The following is an 18,124-nucleotide window of genomic DNA, read 5'->3' on the forward strand; positions in this document are numbered from 1 at the left end:
CGCGGCCGATCGAAGGTGAACGATCGGTTAAAAGAAACTTAAAGGTTCGGCGCGGCTTGGTCTATGCGGCGCACGACATTTTAACAAGCTTCGACGATTCATGATGAACGGATGCGCCGGTTGGCGGCGACAATTATGTTGCAATGCAACATGAGTTGAGCCATATTCGAATCGGCGGTTCATGTTGCTTCGCGACGCGCGATGATTTCCAATCGCGCCGCGCGTTGAACGGCGCCATAGGCGGCCGGCCGGCGCCCGTTCCTCGGCCGACGGGCGGTCGAGGCCGGCCCGACCAGAAGGAAGCATTCGTGAGCGATCCGATCTACCAGATACCGAACGAAGTCCGCGACTTCGCCGAAAAGAGCGTCGAGCAGGCGCGCAAGGCGTTCGAGGGATTCGCCGGAGCCGCGCAAAAAGCGATCGGCTCTGTCGAGACCACGACCGCCACCTTCCAGGTCGGGGCCAAGGATGTGAGCGCGAAGGCGCTCGGCTACGCCGAAGCCAATGTGAACGCCGCCTTCGACCTCGCCCAGAAGCTCCTGCGCGCGAAGGATCCGCAGGAGGTTCTCCAGCTGCAGGCGGAATATGTGAAGAGCCAGGTCGAGGCGATCCAGAGCCAGGCCAAGGATTTGGGCGCCGCGCTGCAAAAGGCGACGACCGGCAAGTGAGTTCCGACGGCGCCGCGCCGATGACGCGCGGCGCCTCGACGAGACGCGTTCACGGCGTGAGTTTGGCGGCGTCTCCCCGAGCCTCGCGCCGAGGCGATTCGGATCGGCGCGCCGGAACCAGAGCACAGGAGCCCGAAGCGATGGCCACCCATACGAGAGGTTCTTCCAAGCGCCCGCCGGCGCCGACGCCGAAGGAGCCGCCGATCACCCTGAAGGACGCGCTGGACGACGATGAGCCGGAGGCCGCGCAGCAGCAACCCGCGCCGCCCGCCGAGATCGAAGCCGTAGCCGCCGCGCTGGAGCCTGTCGAAGTGGCTCTGTCGGCAGCCGAGCCCATCGTCGAGACCTTCCTCGAAACCGTCGCCGAACCGGCGCCCGAGACGCCGATCCTCGAGACCGTGGCCGAACCCGCCGTCGAGCCGCCGCTCGCGCCCGTGACCATCGTCGCCGCGAAGATCGAGACGTCCGTGGCCAAGCCAGCGCTCCCGCTCGATCCCAGCCTCTGGCCGCTGAAGACGATAGATCTCGTGAACGAGAACACTGCCGCCGTCTTCGATCTGGCGCTGGCGCTCGGTCAGGCGCGATCGATGGGAGACGCGCTCGAGGCGCAATCACGTTTCGCGAGCGAGCGCTATTCGACCTTCGTGAAGCGCGCCAATGAATTCGTCGAACTCTCGAGCCGCTGGTCGCCCTTCCGCTTCGCCGTCTCCGCCTTTGTGGCGTGACGTCGTCGAGCAAATGCGCGTCGCTCGACCGAAACCGGCCGAGCGGAAAGCGGGTTAGAGCGTCGCTTCGATCAGCGCGCGCAGCTCCGGCGTCGCCTCGGGCATGACGCCGAACCAGTCGCGGAAGGCCGGCCGCGCCTGATGGATCAGCATGCCGAGCCCGTCCACCGCGACATTGCCGCGCGCGCGAGCGGCGGCCAGCAGCGGCGTCTCCAAGGGCGCATAGACGATATCGGAGACGAGCGCCTCCGTGGGGAGACGATCCAGCGGCAGGTCGAGCGGCGGCTCGCCGACCATCCCTTGATTGGTCGTATTCACCAGCAAGCCCGCGCCGGCGAGGCCCTCGGCGCGCTCCTCCCAGCGGAAGGCCGATACGGGCGCGCCGAAATCGGCGGCGATCTTCTGCGCGCGCTCGAGAGTCCGGTTGAACAGCCGCACCTCCGCCGCTCCGGCGTCGATGAGCCCTGCGATGACCGCACGCGCCGCCCCGCCCGCGCCGATGACGACCACCGGCCCGGCGTCCGCCCGCCACATGGGCGCCGCCGCATGCAATGACGCGGTGAAGCCGAAACCATCGTAATTGCGGCCCGACAGCGTTCCGTCCTCCTCCACCACGACGCAGTTCACCGCGCCGATGCGTTTCGCGCTGGCGTCCAGAGAGTCGACGACGGAAAGCGCCGCTTCCTTGTGCGGGATGGTGAGATTGCAGCCCGAGAAATTCAGCAACGGCAGCGCGCGCAACGCCGCCTCGAGCCGTCCGGGCTCTATGGCGAGCGGGACATAGGCGCCCGCGAGGCCATAGCGCGCCAGCCAGTAATTATGGATTTTGGGCGAGCGCGAATGGGAGATCGGCCAGCCCATCACGCCGGCGAGGAGAAAGCGGTCTTGCCCGTGCATCTGTCTCTCCCCGCTTATCCTCCGCGTCCTGGAACGCGCCTCCCGCGCCTATTGCTTCGCCGCGCAGGCGCCCTCCCCTTGCGCGGAAAGCGCGGAGAACAGCGCGGCGTCGGCGTCGAGGCCGGGATTGCCGGCCGTCAGCAGCTTCTCGCCATAGAAAATGGAATTGGCGCCGGCGACGAGGCACAATATCTGCGCCTCGCGCGAAAGGCCCGAGCGACCCGCCGACAGGCGCACGCGGGATTTCGGCATGAGGATGCGCGTCGTCGCGATCATTCGCACCAGCTCCAGCGAATCCACCGGTGGACGGCCCTCGAGCGGCGTGCCTTCTATGGCCGCCAGCGCATTGATCGGCACGCTCTCTGGATGAGGATCGAAGGAGGCCAGAACCTGCAGCATATGGGCGCGGTCGCGCACGCTCTCGCCCATGCCGATGATGCCGCCGCAGCACATTTCTATGCCGGCCCGGCGCACGGCGGCGAGCGTCGCGAGGCGGTCCTCATAGCTGCGAGTGGTGACGATCTCGCCGTAGAATTCCGGCCCCGTGTCGAGATTATGATTATAGGCGGTGAGGCCCGCCTCCACGAGAGACTTGGCCTGTCCGTCGTCGAGCATGCCGAGCGTGACGCAGGCCTCCATGCCGAGAGCCCGCACGCCGCGCACCATCTCCAGCACGGAGTCGAAACGCTCGCCCTTCGGCGCCTGACGCCAGGCCGCGCCCATGCAGAAACGATCCGCCCCCGCCTCCCGCGCGCGCTTGGCGGCGCCCAGAACCTCGTCCACCCCCATCAGCTCCACGCGGTCGAGCTTGACCTCGCGGTGATGCGCCGATTGCGAGCAATAGGAGCAATTCTCCGGGCAGCCTCCGGTCTTGATGCTGAGCAGCGCCGCCTTCTGCACGTCATTGGGATCGAAGAAGCGGGCGTGCAGCGCGCTCGCCCGCGCCACGAGCTCCAGGAGAGGCGTGTCGTGGATGGCGACGATCTCCTCCAGCGTCCAGTCGTGACGGAGAGTGAAATCGGCGGGAGCGTTCATCGAGCGAGCCTCTCTGCGGCGTTGCGGTTCATCGCGGTTTTTTGGCGGCGCGGCGTTCGTTGCGCGTGAGCGGGCGCTCCGGCTCGTCCTCGTCCGGGACAGTCGACCGCTGCGCCTTGCGCTGGAGCGCCGGATCGGCGTCACGCAGCACGGCATAGACGACATAAGCGGCGACCGCCAGATCGAAACCCGTGAGGCCGAGCGTGAACCACGCCGGCGCAAACTCCGAGCCGGTGCCGACATAGTGGAACTGCAAATGCCAGAACGGATGCAGAGCGAAGCCGATGGCGAGCCACCAGGGCGAGCCGACGAGACCCAGCAAGGCGAAGGAGCCGAAAATGGCGAAGCCGGTCATCTCTATGCCGAACCAGGCCTTGGGATTGTCCGAAGCGAAAGCGAGACCGACATAGAGCGCGGCCGTAGCGATGAGCGCATAGGCCAGCACGCGGCGGGAGCCAGCCTGCGGATAACGCTCCGACCAGCGCGCGAGAAACGCGAAAGCCGCGCCGAGCAGCGCGCCGACGGCGGCGGGAATCAGAATCGAGGACGCGTCTTCCATCTGGACGAACTCGGTGAGGTTACGGCCGCAGCGAGGTCTATAAGTCGGACGGGCGGGCGGAACAAGGGAGAGCGTCGGGTCGGGGCTACCGCATTCGGTTCGATGCGCTGTCCGGATCCGCCTCCATCACCGCCCCGCATCGTAATTTCGCCAAAATCTGCTATAGCTGCCCTCACCTACCGCGCCCGACGGCGCCCCCGCTCGAGGATCGACGCCCCCTATGCAAGTCGAAACAGACGCCGCCAATTTCAGCTCCTCCGCCATGCTCGACGATCAGTCGCTGCTCGCCGACATTCGCCTGCTCGGACGCCTGCTCGGCGACACGGTGCGCGAGCAGGAGGGCGTCGCCGCCTTCGAGCGCATAGAGACCATCCGCCGCCTCTCCGTGGCCGTCAGCCGCAATGGCGACGACGAGGCCGACCAGAAGCTCGAGGCGCTTCTGCGCTCGCTCTCGGCGAGCGAGGCCGTCACCGTCATCCGCGCCTTCAGCTATTTCTCCCATCTCGCCAATATCGCCGAGGATCTGCATCCGCTGCAGGGCGACGAATCCTCCCCCCAGCCGAGCCTCGCCAACACATTCGCCCATTTGCGCAAGGCCTCGATCGGCCCCGGCAAGGTGGCGCAAGTGCTCTCCAACGGCTGGGTCTCGCCCGTGCTCACGGCGCATCCGACGGAAGTGCGGCGCAAGAGCCTGCTCGACGCCGAGCACGCCATCTCCGCCCTGCTGGAGGCGCGCCCACATGCGCGCAACAAAGCCGAGCTCGCCCGCAACGAGCTGCAATTGCGCGCCCGCGTCTCGCAGCTGTGGCAGACGGAACTGCTGCGCCAGGCGCGGCTCACCGTGCGCGACGAGATCGCCAATACGCTGAGCTATTATCGCAGCACCTTCCTGCGCCAAATTCCTCTGCTCTACGCCGATATAGAAGAGCGTCTCGGCGGCTTGCGCATTCCGCCCTTTCTGCGCATGGGCACTTGGGTCGGCGGCGACCGCGACGGCAATCCCAATGTGCGCGCCGAATCGCTCGCCAATGCGCTGCGCATGCAGGGCGAGACGGCGCTGCGCTTCTATCTCAACGAGGTGCATGAGCTCGGCGCCGAGCTGTCCATCTCGCGCCGCTACGCCGGCTGCAGCCAGGCGCTCGAGGCGCTCGCCGCGCGCTCGGGCGACGACAATCCGCATCGCGACGACGAGCCCTATCGCCGCGCGCTGATCGGCGTCTACGCCCGCCTCGCCGCGACGCTCGAGGAGCTGACCGGCCAGCAGGCGCAGCGCCATGCGCGGGCGCCCGGCGCGCCCTACCCCGACCCGCGCGCCTTTCTCGCCGACCTCGAGATCGTCGACGATTCGCTGCGCTGCCATCACAGCGAGGTGATTGCGACGCAACGTCTCGAGCCTTTGATTCGCGCGGCGGAAGTCTTCGGCTTCCATCTCGCCACTGTCGATCTGCGCCAGAGCTCCGACCGTCATGAGGAGACCATCGCCGCGCTGCTGCGCGAGGCGCGCGTCGCTCCAGATTACGCCGCGCTCTCGGAAGAGGAGAAGCGCGCGCTGCTGCTGAAGCTGCTGAGCGACCCACGGCCGGTGCGGCTCGTCGACGCCACTTATTCGGAGGACGTCGCGAGCGAGCTGGCGATCTTCGAGCGCGCGGCGGAGATGCGCAAGACCTATGGTCACGAGTCGATCCGCCATTACATCGTCAGCCATACGGAGACGGTGAGCGATCTTTTGGAAGTGCTGCTGCTGCAGAAGGAATGCGGCATGATGCGCGGCACGCTCGATCCGCGCGACGCCAATATCGTCGCCGCCGATCTCATCATCGTGCCTTTGTTCGAGACGATCGGCGATCTGCGCAACGCCGCTGTGATCATGCGCGAATTCTATGCGCTGCCCGGCATCGTCAAGCTCGTCACCAATTCCGGCGCGCAACAGGACATCATGCTGGGCTATTCCGACAGCAACAAGGACGGCGGCATTCTCGCGAGCATTTGGGAACTCTATCGCGCCTCCACCGCGCTCGCGGATTTCTTCTCCGGCCTGCCGTCTATCGCCATGCGCCTCTTCCATGGGCGCGGCGGCACGGTGGGACGCGGCGGCGGCCCGAGCTACGACGCCATTCTCGCGCAGCCGCCGGGCACGGTGAACGGGCAGATCCGCCTCACCGAGCAAGGCGAGGTGATCGCGGCGAAATACGCCAATCCGCAGATCGGCCGCATCAATCTCGAGCTGCTCGTCGCCGCGACGCTGGAGGCGACGCTGCTCTCGCACAGCAAGGCCCCGCCGCCGGAATTCCTCGAGGTGGCGGAAAAGCTCGCGCAATGGGGCATGGACGCCTATCGCGGCCTCGTCTACGAGACGCCGGACTTCGTCGATTATTTCTTCGCCTCGACGCCGATCTCCGAGATCGCCTCGCTCAACATCGGCTCGCGGCCGGCCTCGCGCAAGCCGTCACGCAAGATCGAGGATCTGCGGGCCATTCCGTGGAGCTTTTCCTGGGGTCAGGCGCGCCTCGCCCTTCCCGGCTGGTATGGCTTCGGTTCGGCGATCGCGCGCTTCCGCGAGGGCGACGACGGCGCCAAGCTCGAGCTGCTGAAGCGCATGTATCGCGAATGGCCTTTCTTCCGCACGCTGCTCTCCAATATCGACATGATCCTGTCGAAGACCGATCTCTCGATCGCGCGTCACTATGCAGGCCTCGTGCAGGATCACGCGCTCGCCGACCGCATTTATGGGGAGATAGAGGCGGAGTGGAGCAGAGCCAACGCCGCGCTCGCCGATCTCACCGGATCGAGCCAGCGGCTCGCCGACAATCCGGCGCTGGCGCGCTCGCTGCATCATCGCTTCCCCTATATTGCGCCGCTCAACTATCTGCAGGTGGAGCTCATTCGCCGCTGGCGCGGCGGCCAGACCGGCGACGACATCCGCCAGGGCATATTGATGTCCATCAATGGCGTGGCCGCCGGCCTGCGCAACACGGGGTGACGCGCGCGCGTCAGCGCGCCATCGAGACGATCACCTTGCCGAATGGGCCTCGCCCGAGATGAGCGAAGGCACTGGGCGCCTCGTCGAAACCATAGACGTGGTCGATGACCGGCGCGATGGCCAAGCGGTCGATCGCCTCGACGAGATCCTCGAATGCGCGTCTGTGGCCGACGGCGACGCCTTGCAATATGGCCCGCCGCAGCATGAAGGGCACGGCCGGGAATTGGAGCGTCTCGCCCGCGAGCAGGCCGATCTGCGAGATACGCCCTCCGCTCGCCAGGGCTTCCACCGAGCGGCGAAGATTGTCGCCGCCGATCGTCTCGAGAATATGGTTCACGCCCCGTCCGTCCGTCAAAGCGAGGACCGCAGCGGACCATTCGGGCGTCTGTGACGTGTCGACGCCATGATCGGCGCCGAGCGCCTCGACGCGGCGCAGCTTGGCGGCGTCTCGCGAGAGGACGATCGTCCTTGCTCCGAGCGCACGCGCGATCTGCAGGCCGAACAGCGAGACGCCGCCCGTTCCCTGGATCAGCACGCTCTCGCCCGCCGCGAGGCGTCCTGTCTCCACCAGGGCGAACCAGGCGGTCAGCGCCGCGATGGGCAGCGTCGAGGCCTGTTCGTCCGAGAGCGAGGACGGCGAACGCACGGAGACCGTCTCGGGCAGAACGATGTAATCGGCGAGCGCGCCGGGCAGCGGACCGCCGAGCGATTCGCCGTAGCGGCACAGCGAGACGGGCGGCTCCCCGTCGATCCAGCGCGTCCAGAAATTCCCCATCACGCGATCGCCGACGCGAAAACGCGTCACGCCCGCGCCCGTCTCCACGACGGTACCCGCGAAATCCGACACCGGCGTGAACGGCCAGGCGGGCGGCTCGGCGAGGAGTCCCCCCTCCGCGACCAGGCTGTCGCGATAGTTCAGCGACACGGCCGCGACGCGGATAAGAAGCTCGCCCTCGCCGACGGCAGGAATCGGGATGTCGACCCGTTCGAGATTGTCGACACCGAATTGGCGCAGACGCCAGACGCGCATCGAACCGCTCATGAGACTCTCCATTCGTCGGGCAGCCGCCGGGACGGCGGTCGCATCCGGCGAGGACTATATTGACAACCATCCTGCGCTCATGGCGCTCCTTTGGACGAGCATTTCCGCAATTTTGTCGTCAAAGGATCGATGGGATGAGCCTCGACCCGCGTTCGCATCTCTCCGGCGTCGCCGCTTTCGTCCATTCTGCGCAATCGGGAAGCTTCACGGCCGCCGCGGCGCAGATGGGCCTCTCGAAATCCGCTGTCGCCAAAACCGTCGGCCGGCTAGAGGAGAGACTCGGCGCGCGCCTCCTCGACCGCACGACGCGCAGCCTCGGGCTGACCGCGGATGGGCGCGCCTATTACGAGAGCTGCCTGAAAGTCCTGGCCGAACTCGAGAGCGCAGAGGCGCTTCTGGCGTCCCGGCGTCAGACGGTCGGCGGCCTGCTGCGCGTCAGCCTGCCGATCGCCTTCGGGCGGCTGTGGGTCATGCCGGCGCTTTTGGAGCTCGCGCGGCGCCATGCCGAGCTCGACCTCGACATCTCCTTCACCGACCGCAACGTGCTGCTGGTGGAGGAAGGCGTCGATCTCGTCGTTCGCCTCGGCGAGCCCGGCGATCTCGCGACCCTCATCGGCCGCAAGCTAGGGACGCAGCGCGCGCTTCTTTGCGCCGCTCCCGCCTATCTCGACGCGCGCGGGCGGCCGAGAACCCCCACCGAGATCGCCGGACATGATTGCGTCGCCTTTTCCCACGACGGCCGGACGCTTCCCTGGCGCCTGCGCGGTGAAGACGGCGCGGCTGTCGAGATCGGCGTTCGGCCGCGCCACAGGCTCGGCCATGGAGAAGCGCTGCGCGACGCGGCGCTGGCCGGCGCCGGCCTCGCGCTTCTGCCCCTCTGGCTCATCGACCAAGATTTGAAGAGCGGACGGCTCGAATCGCTGCTCGCCGAGGCGACGGAGCCCGCACCGATTCACGCTCTCTGGCCGCGCGCCAAGGATATGGCGCCGAAAGTCAGAATGACGGTCGACGAGCTCCTGCGCCGCTTCGCGCCCGTTCCGCCCTGGGAGCGGCGCGGCCTCGAATGACGGATCGCCGGCCACGCCGCTCCAATTAAAGCCGGCCTGCGCCTGCGCCTGCGCCTGCGCCGAAATCGGATGCCGCAAGCTTATTCATTGTACAAATAATTGTATTTAGGGGTTGTTTTGTCGATATTCAAAACGTTCCAGAATATTTCCCTAGCATATACACTACGCTCCACTATCGTTACGCGCGGCCAGCTTTCGCTCCCAATCCAGCGCCTGACGCACGATCGTCTCGAGATCGTCATGGCGCGGCGTCCAGCCGAGCTTCGAGCGGATGCGGTCGTTGGCGGCGACGATCGCGGCCGGATCGCCCGGCCTGCGCCCGGCGAATTCGACCGGGAAATCGACGCCGGAGACGCGCTTGACCGTCTCGATCACCTCGAGCACCGAGAAGCCATGGGCATAGCCGCAATTGCAGACGAGGCTCTCGCCTCCCCCGCGCAAATGGCGTAGCGCGTCGAGATGGGCGCGGGCGAGATCGGTGACATGGATATAGTCGCGCAGACATGTGCCGTCCGGCGTCGCATAATCGGTCCCGAAGACCTGCATGGCGGGACGCAGCCCCAGCGCCGCCTGCACAGCGACCTTGATGAGATGCGTGGCCTTGGGCGTCGATTGGCCGGAGCGGCCTTTGGGGTCGGCGCCCGCGACGTTGAAATAGCGCAGCGCTACATAAGAGAGGTCATGCGCGCGCGACACATCCTCGAGCATCCACTCGACCATCAGCTTGGAGCGGCCATAGGGCGAGACCGGCTTCAGGCTCTCGTCCTCCGTCACCGGATTGCGCTCCGGGTCGCCATAGACGGCCGCGGTCGAAGAAAAGATGAAGCGCTTCACGCCCGCAGCGACCGCGCCCGCCAGCAGAGCTCGCGCTTTCGCCGTATTGTTGAGATAGTAACCGAGAGGATCGGCGACAGACTCGGGAACCACGATCTTGGCGGCGAAATGAATGATCGACTCGACCGCGTGACGCGCGAACAGATCGCGCAACAGCGCCTCGTCGCCGAAATCGCCGATGATGAGCGGAACCTGCTCCGGCACCGCCCAGCGAAAGCCCGTAGAGAGGTCGTCGAGCACGACGACGTCCTCGCCGGCGTCGAGCAACTCGAGCGTCATATGGCTTCCGATATAGCCGGCGCCGCCGGTCACGAGAATGGTCATTCCGCGCCCTTCCTGCTGAAGACGTCCTCACGGGAAATTAACGGGCAATGGTTAAGGACGAATCCTGGCCCGGCGTGGGCCGAGCGGTCGTCTCGCGACGTTGTGGGATATCGGAAAGTCGCTTTCGACTTTTTCGAAATCCCGCTCCGGCATCGCGATCTCGCGCTCGGGTCACACTCGCTCGAAATGGACTAATCATGAGCAAACGCATTCGCAAGGCTGTATTTCCGGTGGCCGGCCTCGGCACGCGCTTCCTTCCGGCGACCAAAGCGGTTCCGAAGGAGATGCTCACCGTCGTCGATCGCCCCGTGCTCCAGCATGTGGTGGACGAGGCGCGCGAGGCAGGCATCGAACATTTCATTTTCGTGACCGGGCGCAACAAGGGCGTCATCGAGGATCATTTCGACATCGCCTATGAGCTCGAGGACACGCTGAAAAAGCGCGGCAAGATCAAGGAATATGACGCGCTGATCGCCGATCTGCCGCCCGCCGGCGCGGCGAGCTTCACCCGCCAGCAGGCGCCGCTCGGCCTCGGCCACGCCGTCTGGTGCGCGCGCGAGATCGTCGGCGACGAGCCCTTCGCCGTGCTGCTGCCGGATATGGTGACGCTCGGCAATGGGCCGAAGAAGAGCCGCTGCCTCGCCCAGTCCGTCGAGGCTTATGAGACCCATGGCGGCAACATCATTGCGGTGGAGGAAGTGCCGCCGGAGGAGACGCATCAATATGGCATCGTCTCCGTGGGCGGGGATTTCGGGGCGAGCTTCGAGATAACAGCCATGGTGGAGAAGCCGCCGCGCGGGACCGCTCCGAGCAATCTGATGATTTCGGGCCGCTATATTCTACAACCGGAGATTTTCGACATTCTGGCCAAGGGCGAGAAGGGCGCGGGCGGCGAGATTCAGCTCACCGACGGCATGGTGACGCTCTCCGCTTCGCAGGCATTCCATGGCGTGCGCTTCGACGGCAAGACCTATGACACCGGATCGAAGCTCGGCTTTCTCGCCGCCAATCTCGCCTTCGGGCTGGCGCGGCCGGATATCGCCGACGGGCTCAAGGCGGAGATCGCCAAGCTGCTCGGCTGATCCGAGAGGCCCCCTCGCCAGGCCCTCCCTCGCTCTGCGGGAGAGGGTGCGGGAGCTTCGCTCCCGAAGGCCGTTATCCCTTACGCTTCGGCCGCAGGCGAATAATCACGTCGCAGCCGACGATCTCCATGCCCTCGGGCGGCGCGGGGAGCTTGGCGAATTCGACAGAGCCGTCGACCACGTCGAACATGCGCTTGCTCACCTCGTCCATGAAATGGTGGTGCGGCGCGGTCCGGGTGTGAAAATAGGTGCGCGGGCCCTGCACGGCGATTTCTCGCAGCAGGCCCACATCGGCGAATTGGTTGAGAGTGTTATAGACGGTGGAGAGCGACATCTGCAGGCCGGCCTCGCGCGCTTCGGCGTGAAGGGCCTCGGCGCTCACATGGCGGTCGCCATTGCCATAGAGCAGCTTGCTGAGCGAGATGCGCTGCGAGGTGGGGCGAAGGCCGGCGGCTCGCAGCTTGGCCTTCAGCTCATGCTCGTCCTTGATGGGGATCGCCTTTTTTCCGAGCTGGATCGGCGCACGAAAACTCGTAATCATGGGTTGATGCGTCATTTCCGTTCCGCCTTGGTCCTGTCCTGTTCGCGGCTCCTTGTGGAAGTCGAGACATGTCGATTGAAAACGCAGCGCAGCGAAGTGTCAAACAAAATGGCCAAAAGTGTAAAGATTCCAAAGAATGGCCAAGCTCGCGGGCAAAAATGAGACAAGATTTCGGCCACGCTCGCGCCAGTCGCCGCGATGCGTCCAAAACATTGCCAGCCGTTTTCCTACTCTTTGTCCTGACGGCTTTTTTCGGTCCTTTCGCCAACGCCGGGGAAAGCGCTGCCGGTTCTGATCTCGACCGTTTCCTGCAGCAATTATGGCCCGCGGCGCGCGACGCCGGCGTCTCGCGCGAGATTTTCGATTCCGCGGTCGCCGGGCTGGCGCCGGAGCCCGGATTGCTGCAGCGCCCACAGGCTCAAGCCGAGTTCACCATTTCCATTCCCTCCTATGTCGCCGGCGCGGTCACGCCGGCGCGCGTCGCGCGGGGGCGCTCGCTCGCGGGCGAGCTCTCCGGTCCGCTCGCGACGATCGAGGAGCGTAGCGGCGTGCCCTCGGAGATCGCGCTCGCCATATTGGGGGTGGAAAGCAATTTCGGTTCCGCGACCGGTGGCGCGGACACGCTGCGCGTGCTGGCGACGCTGGCCTATGCCGGCCATCGAGGCACGATCTTCTCCGATGAGTTCGTCGCCGCGCTGGTCATGCTGCAGAGAGGCGACGTCACGCGCTCGCGACTGCGCGGCTCCTGGGCCGGCGCAATGGGTCAACCGCAATTTCTCCCCTCGGCCTATCTGAAATATGCGGCGAGCTATGCTGGCGGCGCGGCGCCGGACATTTGGACGAATCGGCTCGATTCGCTCGCCTCCATCGGCAATTTTCTGAAATTCTCCGGCTGGGATCCACGCCTGCCTTGGGGCCTCGAGGTCGTGCTGCCCAAGGATTTCGACTACGCCGCCTTCGATCTCGATTTCGCGCAATGGCGCGCGCTGGGCGCGGCGCCGGCGGAGGGCGGATCGCTGCCGGCGAGCGGGCCGGCGAGCCTCTATCTGCCGGCCGGCGCGGCTGGACCGGCCTTTCTCATCACCGATAATTTCGAGGTGATCCGCAAATACAACACCTCCGACGCCTATGCGCTGTCGATCGGCCTGCTCGCCGACCGAATCGCCGGCCGACGCGCGCCCGTCGCGCCTTGGCCGAAGAAGGTCGCGGCGCTGTCGACGGCCGATTGCAAGGAGATGCAGCGCCTGCTCACCACGCGCGGCTTTTATCGCGGCGCGATCGACGGCAAGCTCGGCCGCACGAGCCGCAACGCCGTGCATGCCTTTCAGCTGAGCGAAGGCGTGCAGCCCGCCGATGGATTCGCGACGAAGGCGGTGCTGGAGCGGCTCCGACGCTGACCCCGCAGCGGCGGCACGGAGCGCGAGGCGTTGTCGCAGCTGACGTCAGCGTGAGAAATGAGCTATCTGTGACGCCAAAGAGGCGTAGAGCTGCGTACGATACGCGAAAGCTCCGCTCTCCTGGAGAATCACAAGTGACCAGCGATCATATTCTGTATCTGGTGATCGCGGCCTCGTGGATGCAATCGGCGGCGGCGGTGGCGTCCGCCTATTCGAAGACGATGATCCGCTTGCGGATCGCATCCACGATCGCGAATTTTCTCGGAGTGGTCGTCGGCGCGGCGAGCGGCAACATGGCCGTCTTGACCCGCCACGTCATTCTGTTTCCGCTCGACCTCATCCGTCTGCGCGAGATGCGCAAGCTGGTAGCGAGCGTCAAGCGCGCCGCAGACGGCGAGCTGAAGGTCGAATGGCTGAAGCCCTTCATGCACCCGTGCAATGTGACGGCGGGCGCGGTCTTGTTTCGCAAAGGCGAAGAGGCGAACCGCGCCTATATGCTGATCGAGGGAGAGATCGAGCTCTCGGAGATGGGAATTGGGCTGCAGCCGGGAACCCTGTTCGGGGAAATGGCCCTGTTCACCCAGGAAGGCGTGCGTACGGCGTCGGCGCGCGCTCTCACCGATTGTCGGCTGATGTCGATCTCTTATGAGGAGTTCGAGCAGCTCTATTTCCAGAACCCGCAGTTCGGACTCTATCTGATTCGGCTGATCGTTCGGCGCTACCAGGAGAACACGCAGCAACTCGAAGTCGTGGCCGGGCGCAGAACGACGGAAAACGTCGGCGCCTGAGCCGAAAGGCTTTCGCGTCGCGAAGATGCGACGGGCCGCGGGGCTACTTCCCGGCGAGCTTCTGCACCGCCTGGAGCGGCACCTGATCGAGGCCGGCGCCGCCATGCTCGACATGGGCGATGATGCCGGCGCGCATGCGCGGATCCCAGAACTTCTTCAAATGCTCGGCCGTGCCGGCGACCGCGTCCGAATGTCTCTGCGCGGCGAAGAACTGGCCGATCTGATTGGCCATTTTGACGAGCCGGTCGGCCGAATTATGCGACATGGGTCGAGACCTGTTCCAGAATGCGTTCGGGGTGGGTGAAGATTTCGAAGTCGCGGCCGCGCACGACCGCCACCAATGTCATGCCACATTTTTCCGCCGTACGCACGGCCAGAGCCGTGGGCGCGGAGACTGCGGCGATGATCGGCGCGCCGATGCGCGCGGCCTTTTGGACGAGCTCCACAGAGATGCGGCTCGTCATCAGCACGACGCCGGTCGACGCAGGAACGCCCTGGCGCGCCAGAGCGCCGGCCAGTTTGTCCAGCGCATTGTGACGCCCCACATCCTCGCGCAGGACGAGCGCGTCGGAGTCCGGCGCCCAGAAGCCGGCGGCGTGAACGGCGCGCGTCTCGCGATTGAGAGTCTGCGCGCCAGGCAGCCGATCCATGGCCGCGATGAGCGCCGTCGACGACACGCGCAGCGCATTGTCGAGAACCGGCAGCGGGCGGCTCGCCTGCTCGAGGCTCTCTATTCCGCAGAGGCCGCAGCCGGTCGGCCCTGCCATGGAGCGCTTGCGCGCGGCATAGACCTCCTGGCGCCCGCCGGCGAGCCAGCTGCGCAGCTCGACGCCGGCCTCCGACGACACGATCTCGAATTCGCCGGCCTCCGCGACGGAATCGATAAGGCCCTCGGTCAGCGCGAAGCCGAGAGAAAAATCCTCGAGATCGGCCGGCGTCGCCATCATCACCGCATGAGTCGAGCCGCCATAAGTGAAGGCGATGGGCGTTTCTTCAGGGATAATGCGAGAGCTGTCCGACGCAGCGTCATTGCGCCGTGCGACGCACGGAACGCGAACGCTGGCGGCGGGAAGATCCTCTGTCATTTCCGCGATCTTCCTCCAACGCGCATCCCTTCTCCCGCTCGCGGAAGAAGGTGGCCCGGCGCAGCCGGGTCGGATGAGGGTCCGTGGCGTAAACTCACCACGTCGACCACCGGCGTCGTCCAATCTATTACGAAACGTCGAGGGCCCTCATCCGACCCCGCTTCGCGGGGCCACCTTCTCCCGCATGCGGGAGAAGGAACGCGCCCATCGATACCGCCCTGCCCTACTCCGCGGCCGTCGCGATGCGACGGGCGTTCTCGGAGAGCTCGCGATATTGCTCCTGCCACTCGGTCGGACCGTTGGAGGGCGAGATCTGCACCGCCGTCACCTTATATTCGGGGCAATTGGTCGCCCAATCCGAATTGTCGGTGGTGACCACATTCGCCTGCGAGAGCGGGTGATGGAAAGTGGTGTAGACGACGCCCGGAGCCACACGGTCGGTGACTTTCGCATGCAGCGTGATCTCGCCGGCGCGGCTGGCGATACGCACCCAATCCCCATCCCGCACGCCGCGCAGCTCGGCGTCATGCGGGTGGATCTCGAGCACGTCCTCCGGATGCCACTGGCTGTTCTCGGTGCGTCGCGTCTGCGCGCCGACATTATATTGCGACAGGATGCGGCCCGTCGTCAGCAGCAGCGGGAAGCGCGGCCCGGTCTTCTCGTCGGTCGGGACATATTCGGTGATGACGAATTTGCCCTTGCCGCGCGTGAAGCCCTCGATGTGCATGATCGGCATGCCGTCCGGCGATGCGTCATTGCACGGCCATTGCACCGAGCCGACCTCGTCGAGCAGCTCATAAGAAACATTCTTGAACGTCGGCGTCAGCCGCGCGATCTCGTCCATGATCTCGCTGGGATGCGAATAGTTCCAGTCGAGGCCGAAGGCCTTGGCGAGCATTTGGGTGATCTCCCAATCGCCGTAGCCGTTCTTCGGGCTCATCACCTTGCGAATACGCTGGATGCGGCGCTCGGCGTTGGTGAAAGTGCCGTCCTTCTCGAGGAAGCTCGCGCCCGGCAGGAACACATGGGCGTAATGCGCGGTCTCGTTCAGGAAGAGATCCTGCACGATGACGCATTCCATCGCCGAGAGAGCGGCCGAAACATGCTTAGTGTCCGGATCGGACTGGAGAATGTCCTCGCCCTGGCAATAGAGCCCCTTGAATTCGCCTGCGATCGCCGCATCGAACATATTGGGGATGCGCAGGCCCGGCTCATTGTCGAGCTCGACGCCCCAGGCCTGCTCGAAGGACTGGCGCACGGCGTCGTTGGAGACGTGGCGATAGCCGGGCAGCTCATGCGGGAAAGAGCCCATGTCGCAGGAGCCCTGCACATTGTTCTGTCCGCGCAGCGGGTTCACGCCGACGCCGCGGCGGCCGAGATTGCCGGTCGCCATTGCGAGATTGGCGATGGCCATGACGGTCGTCGAGCCCTGGCTGTGCTCGGTGACGCCGAGGCCATAATAGATGGCCGCGCGGCCGCCGGTGGCGTAGAGGCGCGCCGCGGCGCGAATATCCGCCGCCGGAACGCCGGAGAGCTTCTCGACTTCCTCGGGGCTGTTGCGCTCCTCGGAGACGAAAGCCGCCCAATCCTGGAACTCGTCCCAATCGCAACGCGCGCGCACGAAGGCTTCGTTGACGAGGCCTTCCTTCACGATCACATGCGCCAGAGCGGTGACGACGGCGACATTGGTGCCGGGCTTCAGCGCCAGATGATAATCCGCCTCGATATGGGGCGAACGCACGAGATCGATGCGGCGCGGATCGACGACGATGAGCTTGGCGCCCTCACGCAGGCGCTTCTTCATGCGCGAGCCGAACACCGGATGCGCGTCGGTCGGATTGGCGCCGATGACGAGGACCACATCGGTGTCGTCGACCGAGTCGAAGTCCTGCGTGCCGGCCGAGGTGCCGAAGGCCTGATTGAGGCCATAGCCGGTCGGCGAGTGACAAACGCGCGCGCAAGTGTCGGTGTTGTTGTTGCCAAAGCCGGCGCGGGTCAGCTTCTGGACGAGATAGGTCTCCTCATTCGAGCAACGCGAGGAGGTGATCACGCCGACAGAGCGCTTGCCGTATTTCTCTTGAATCGCCTTGAAGCGATCGGCCGCGAAGGAGATGGCCTCCTCCCAGGAGACGACACGCCACGGATCGGTCGCCTTGTCGCGGATCATCGGCGAGGTGACGCGCTCCTTGTGCAGCGCATAGCCATAGGCGAAGCGGCCCTTGATGCAGCTATGGCCATGATTGGCCTTGCCGTCCTTCCACGGGACCATGCGGACGATCTCCTCGCCGCGCATCTCCGCCTTGAAGGTGCAGCCGACGCCGCAATAGGCGCAGGTGGTGACTTCCGAATGTTCCGGCTGGCCGATGGCGATGACCGACTTCTCGGTCAGCGTCGCGGTCGGGCAGGCCTGCACGCAGGCGCCGCAGGACACGCATTCCGACTCGAAGAAGGCTTCCGCCATGCCGGGCGAGACGCGGCTGTCGAAGCCACGGCCGTCGATCGTCAGCGCGAAAGTGCCTTGAGTCTCCTCGCAGGCGCGAACGCAACGATTGCAGACGATGCATTTGGACGGGTCATAGGTGAAATAAGGATTCGACTCGTCCTTCGGCATCCACTCGAAATTGGCCTTGCCGTCCTTGCGGGCGAACACATGATTGGCGCCCTCATAGCCATAGCGCACGTCGCGCAGGCCGACGGCGCCCGCCATCGTCTGCAGCTCGCAATCGCCATTGGCGGCGCAAGTCAGGCAGTCGAGCGGATGGTCGGAGATATAGAGCTCCATCACGCCGCGGCGGATGGCCTTCAGACGCGGGGTCTGCGTATGGACGCTCATGCCCGGCAGAACCGGCGTCGTGCAGGAGGCCGGCGTGCCGAAACGGCCGTCGATCTCGACGACGCAGAGACGGCAGGAGCCGAAGGCCTTCAGGCTGTCGGTGGCGCAGAGCTTGGGGATTTCGGTCCCGAGCTCCATGGCGGCGCGCATGATGGACGTGCCTTCCGGCACGGTGACCGCTACGCCGTCGATCGTCAGAGTGATTTCTTTCTCAGACTTCGATGCGGGCGTGCCGTAATCGGTTTCTTTGACGAGTGTCATGGCTTT

Annotated in this window: 16 protein-coding genes; 7 read left to right on the forward strand and 9 right to left on the reverse strand. The window is 65.5% G+C overall.

What is annotated here, in order from left to right:
- The first annotated feature begins 308 nt into the window (after positions 1-308).
- Together IY145_RS21330 and IY145_RS21335 are read left to right on the forward strand one after the other, a co-directional pair.
- Positions 309-668, forward strand: a complete 360-nt coding sequence (locus IY145_RS21330) for a phasin (protein WP_196410033.1) — start codon at positions 309-311, stop codon at positions 666-668.
- A 140-nt stretch (positions 669-808) separates the two neighbouring features.
- The gene (locus tag IY145_RS21335) at positions 809-1,393 is read left to right on the forward strand and encodes a phasin family protein (protein WP_196410034.1); all 585 of its coding nucleotides are present in this window, start codon (positions 809-811) and stop codon (positions 1,391-1,393) included.
- A gap of 54 nt (positions 1,394-1,447) precedes the next feature.
- Here the strand turns inward: IY145_RS21335 and IY145_RS21340 are convergent, their stop codons facing one another.
- From IY145_RS21340 to IY145_RS21350, 3 genes are read right to left on the reverse strand one after another with little or no spacing between them, the layout of a single operon-like run.
- Positions 1,448-2,290, reverse strand: a complete 843-nt coding sequence (locus IY145_RS21340) for a shikimate dehydrogenase (RefSeq protein WP_196410035.1) — start codon at positions 2,288-2,290, stop codon at positions 1,448-1,450.
- A gap of 48 nt (positions 2,291-2,338) precedes the next feature.
- Positions 2,339-3,325 carry a biotin synthase BioB gene (gene bioB, locus IY145_RS21345; RefSeq protein WP_196410036.1) on the reverse strand — a complete coding sequence of 329 codons (987 nt, stop codon included), beginning with the start codon at positions 3,323-3,325 and terminating at the stop codon, positions 2,339-2,341.
- A gap of 28 nt (positions 3,326-3,353) precedes the next feature.
- Positions 3,354-3,884, reverse strand: coding sequence for a DUF6010 family protein (locus tag IY145_RS21350; RefSeq protein WP_196410037.1), 531 nt, complete (start codon positions 3,882-3,884; stop codon positions 3,354-3,356).
- Between the two features lie 220 nt (positions 3,885-4,104).
- Between IY145_RS21350 and ppc the strand changes: the two genes are divergently transcribed.
- Positions 4,105-6,864 carry a phosphoenolpyruvate carboxylase gene (gene ppc, locus IY145_RS21355; protein ID WP_196410038.1) on the forward strand — a complete coding sequence of 920 codons (2,760 nt, stop codon included), beginning with the start codon at positions 4,105-4,107 and terminating at the stop codon, positions 6,862-6,864.
- 10 nt (positions 6,865-6,874) lie between these two features.
- Here ppc and IY145_RS21360 read toward each other — a convergent pair whose 3' ends face one another.
- Positions 6,875-7,906 carry an NAD(P)-dependent alcohol dehydrogenase gene (locus IY145_RS21360; protein ID WP_196410039.1) on the reverse strand — a complete coding sequence of 344 codons (1,032 nt, stop codon included), beginning with the start codon at positions 7,904-7,906 and terminating at the stop codon, positions 6,875-6,877.
- A 134-nt stretch (positions 7,907-8,040) separates the two neighbouring features.
- On the opposite strand from IY145_RS21360, the gene IY145_RS21365 reads away from it, so the two are divergent.
- Positions 8,041-8,973: a LysR family transcriptional regulator gene (locus tag IY145_RS21365; RefSeq protein ID WP_196410040.1), complete on the forward strand. Its 933-nt coding sequence runs from the start codon at positions 8,041-8,043 to the stop codon at positions 8,971-8,973.
- Between the two features lie 162 nt (positions 8,974-9,135).
- On the opposite strand, the gene galE is transcribed toward IY145_RS21365, so the two are convergent.
- Positions 9,136-10,131 (reverse strand): UDP-glucose 4-epimerase GalE, encoded by a 996-nt coding sequence (gene galE / locus IY145_RS21370; RefSeq protein WP_196410041.1) that lies wholly within the window; start codon positions 10,129-10,131, stop codon positions 9,136-9,138.
- A 197-nt stretch (positions 10,132-10,328) separates the two neighbouring features.
- Here galE and IY145_RS21375 point away from each other — a divergent pair, with 197 nt between their 5' ends.
- A complete protein-coding gene (locus IY145_RS21375; RefSeq protein WP_196410042.1) occupies positions 10,329-11,213 on the forward strand; it encodes a UTP--glucose-1-phosphate uridylyltransferase in 885 nt (294 codons plus the stop codon).
- Between the two features lie 73 nt (positions 11,214-11,286).
- Here the strand turns inward: IY145_RS21375 and irrA are convergent, their stop codons facing one another.
- Positions 11,287-11,769: an iron response transcriptional regulator IrrA gene (gene irrA, locus IY145_RS21380; protein WP_246722137.1), complete on the reverse strand. Its 483-nt coding sequence runs from the start codon at positions 11,767-11,769 to the stop codon at positions 11,287-11,289.
- A 197-nt stretch (positions 11,770-11,966) separates the two neighbouring features.
- Here irrA and IY145_RS21385 point away from each other — a divergent pair, with 197 nt between their 5' ends.
- Entirely contained in the window at positions 11,967-13,151 is a 1,185-nt protein-coding gene (locus tag IY145_RS21385) for a lytic murein transglycosylase (protein ID WP_246722138.1), read from the forward strand.
- A 134-nt stretch (positions 13,152-13,285) separates the two neighbouring features.
- The gene (locus IY145_RS21390) at positions 13,286-13,939 is read left to right on the forward strand and encodes a Crp/Fnr family transcriptional regulator (RefSeq protein WP_196410044.1); all 654 of its coding nucleotides are present in this window, start codon (positions 13,286-13,288) and stop codon (positions 13,937-13,939) included.
- Positions 13,940-13,982: 43 nt separating this feature from the next.
- On the opposite strand, the gene IY145_RS21395 is transcribed toward IY145_RS21390, so the two are convergent.
- The 3 genes from IY145_RS21395 to fdhF all read right to left on the reverse strand — a co-directional run bounded on the left by IY145_RS21395 (position 13,983) and on the right by fdhF (position 18,118).
- Positions 13,983-14,204, reverse strand: a complete 222-nt coding sequence (locus IY145_RS21395; protein ID WP_196410045.1) for a formate dehydrogenase subunit delta — start codon at positions 14,202-14,204, stop codon at positions 13,983-13,985.
- A complete protein-coding gene (fdhD, locus tag IY145_RS21400) occupies positions 14,194-15,024 on the reverse strand; it encodes a formate dehydrogenase accessory sulfurtransferase FdhD (RefSeq protein ID WP_196410046.1) in 831 nt (276 codons plus the stop codon). The genes IY145_RS21395 and fdhD overlap by 11 nt, the downstream gene beginning before the upstream one ends.
- Before the next feature lie 223 nt (positions 15,025-15,247).
- Positions 15,248-18,118 (reverse strand): formate dehydrogenase subunit alpha, encoded by a 2,871-nt coding sequence (gene fdhF, locus IY145_RS21405; RefSeq protein WP_196410047.1) that lies wholly within the window; start codon positions 18,116-18,118, stop codon positions 15,248-15,250.
- Positions 18,119-18,124: the final 6 nt, after the last annotated feature.

Source organism: Methylosinus sp. H3A (assembly GCF_015709455.1).
Lineage (GTDB): Bacteria > Pseudomonadota > Alphaproteobacteria > Rhizobiales > Beijerinckiaceae > Methylosinus.

Coding starts and splice junctions, on each gene's coding strand:
- IY145_RS21335 (WP_196410034.1), top strand. CDS start 809: ATGGCCACCCATACGAGAGGTTCTTCCAAGCGCCCGCCGGCGCCGACG.
- fdhF (WP_196410047.1), bottom strand. CDS start 18,118: ATGACACTCGTCAAAGAAACCGATTACGGCACGCCCGCATCGAAGTCT.
- IY145_RS21395 (WP_196410045.1), bottom strand. CDS start 14,204: ATGTCGCATAATTCGGCCGACCGGCTCGTCAAAATGGCCAATCAGATC.
- IY145_RS21360 (WP_196410039.1), bottom strand. CDS start 7,906: ATGAGCGGTTCGATGCGCGTCTGGCGTCTGCGCCAATTCGGTGTCGAC.
- galE (WP_196410041.1), bottom strand. CDS start 10,131: ATGACCATTCTCGTGACCGGCGGCGCCGGCTATATCGGAAGCCATATG.
- IY145_RS21350 (WP_196410037.1), bottom strand. CDS start 3,884: ATGGAAGACGCGTCCTCGATTCTGATTCCCGCCGCCGTCGGCGCGCTG.
- IY145_RS21365 (WP_196410040.1), top strand. CDS start 8,041: ATGAGCCTCGACCCGCGTTCGCATCTCTCCGGCGTCGCCGCTTTCGTC.
- irrA (WP_246722137.1), bottom strand. CDS start 11,769: ATGACGCATCAACCCATGATTACGAGTTTTCGTGCGCCGATCCAGCTC.
- bioB (WP_196410036.1), bottom strand. CDS start 3,325: ATGAACGCTCCCGCCGATTTCACTCTCCGTCACGACTGGACGCTGGAG.
- fdhD (WP_196410046.1), bottom strand. CDS start 15,024: ATGACAGAGGATCTTCCCGCCGCCAGCGTTCGCGTTCCGTGCGTCGCA.
- IY145_RS21340 (WP_196410035.1), bottom strand. CDS start 2,290: ATGCACGGGCAAGACCGCTTTCTCCTCGCCGGCGTGATGGGCTGGCCG.
- ppc (WP_196410038.1), top strand. CDS start 4,105: ATGCAAGTCGAAACAGACGCCGCCAATTTCAGCTCCTCCGCCATGCTC.
- IY145_RS21375 (WP_196410042.1), top strand. CDS start 10,329: ATGAGCAAACGCATTCGCAAGGCTGTATTTCCGGTGGCCGGCCTCGGC.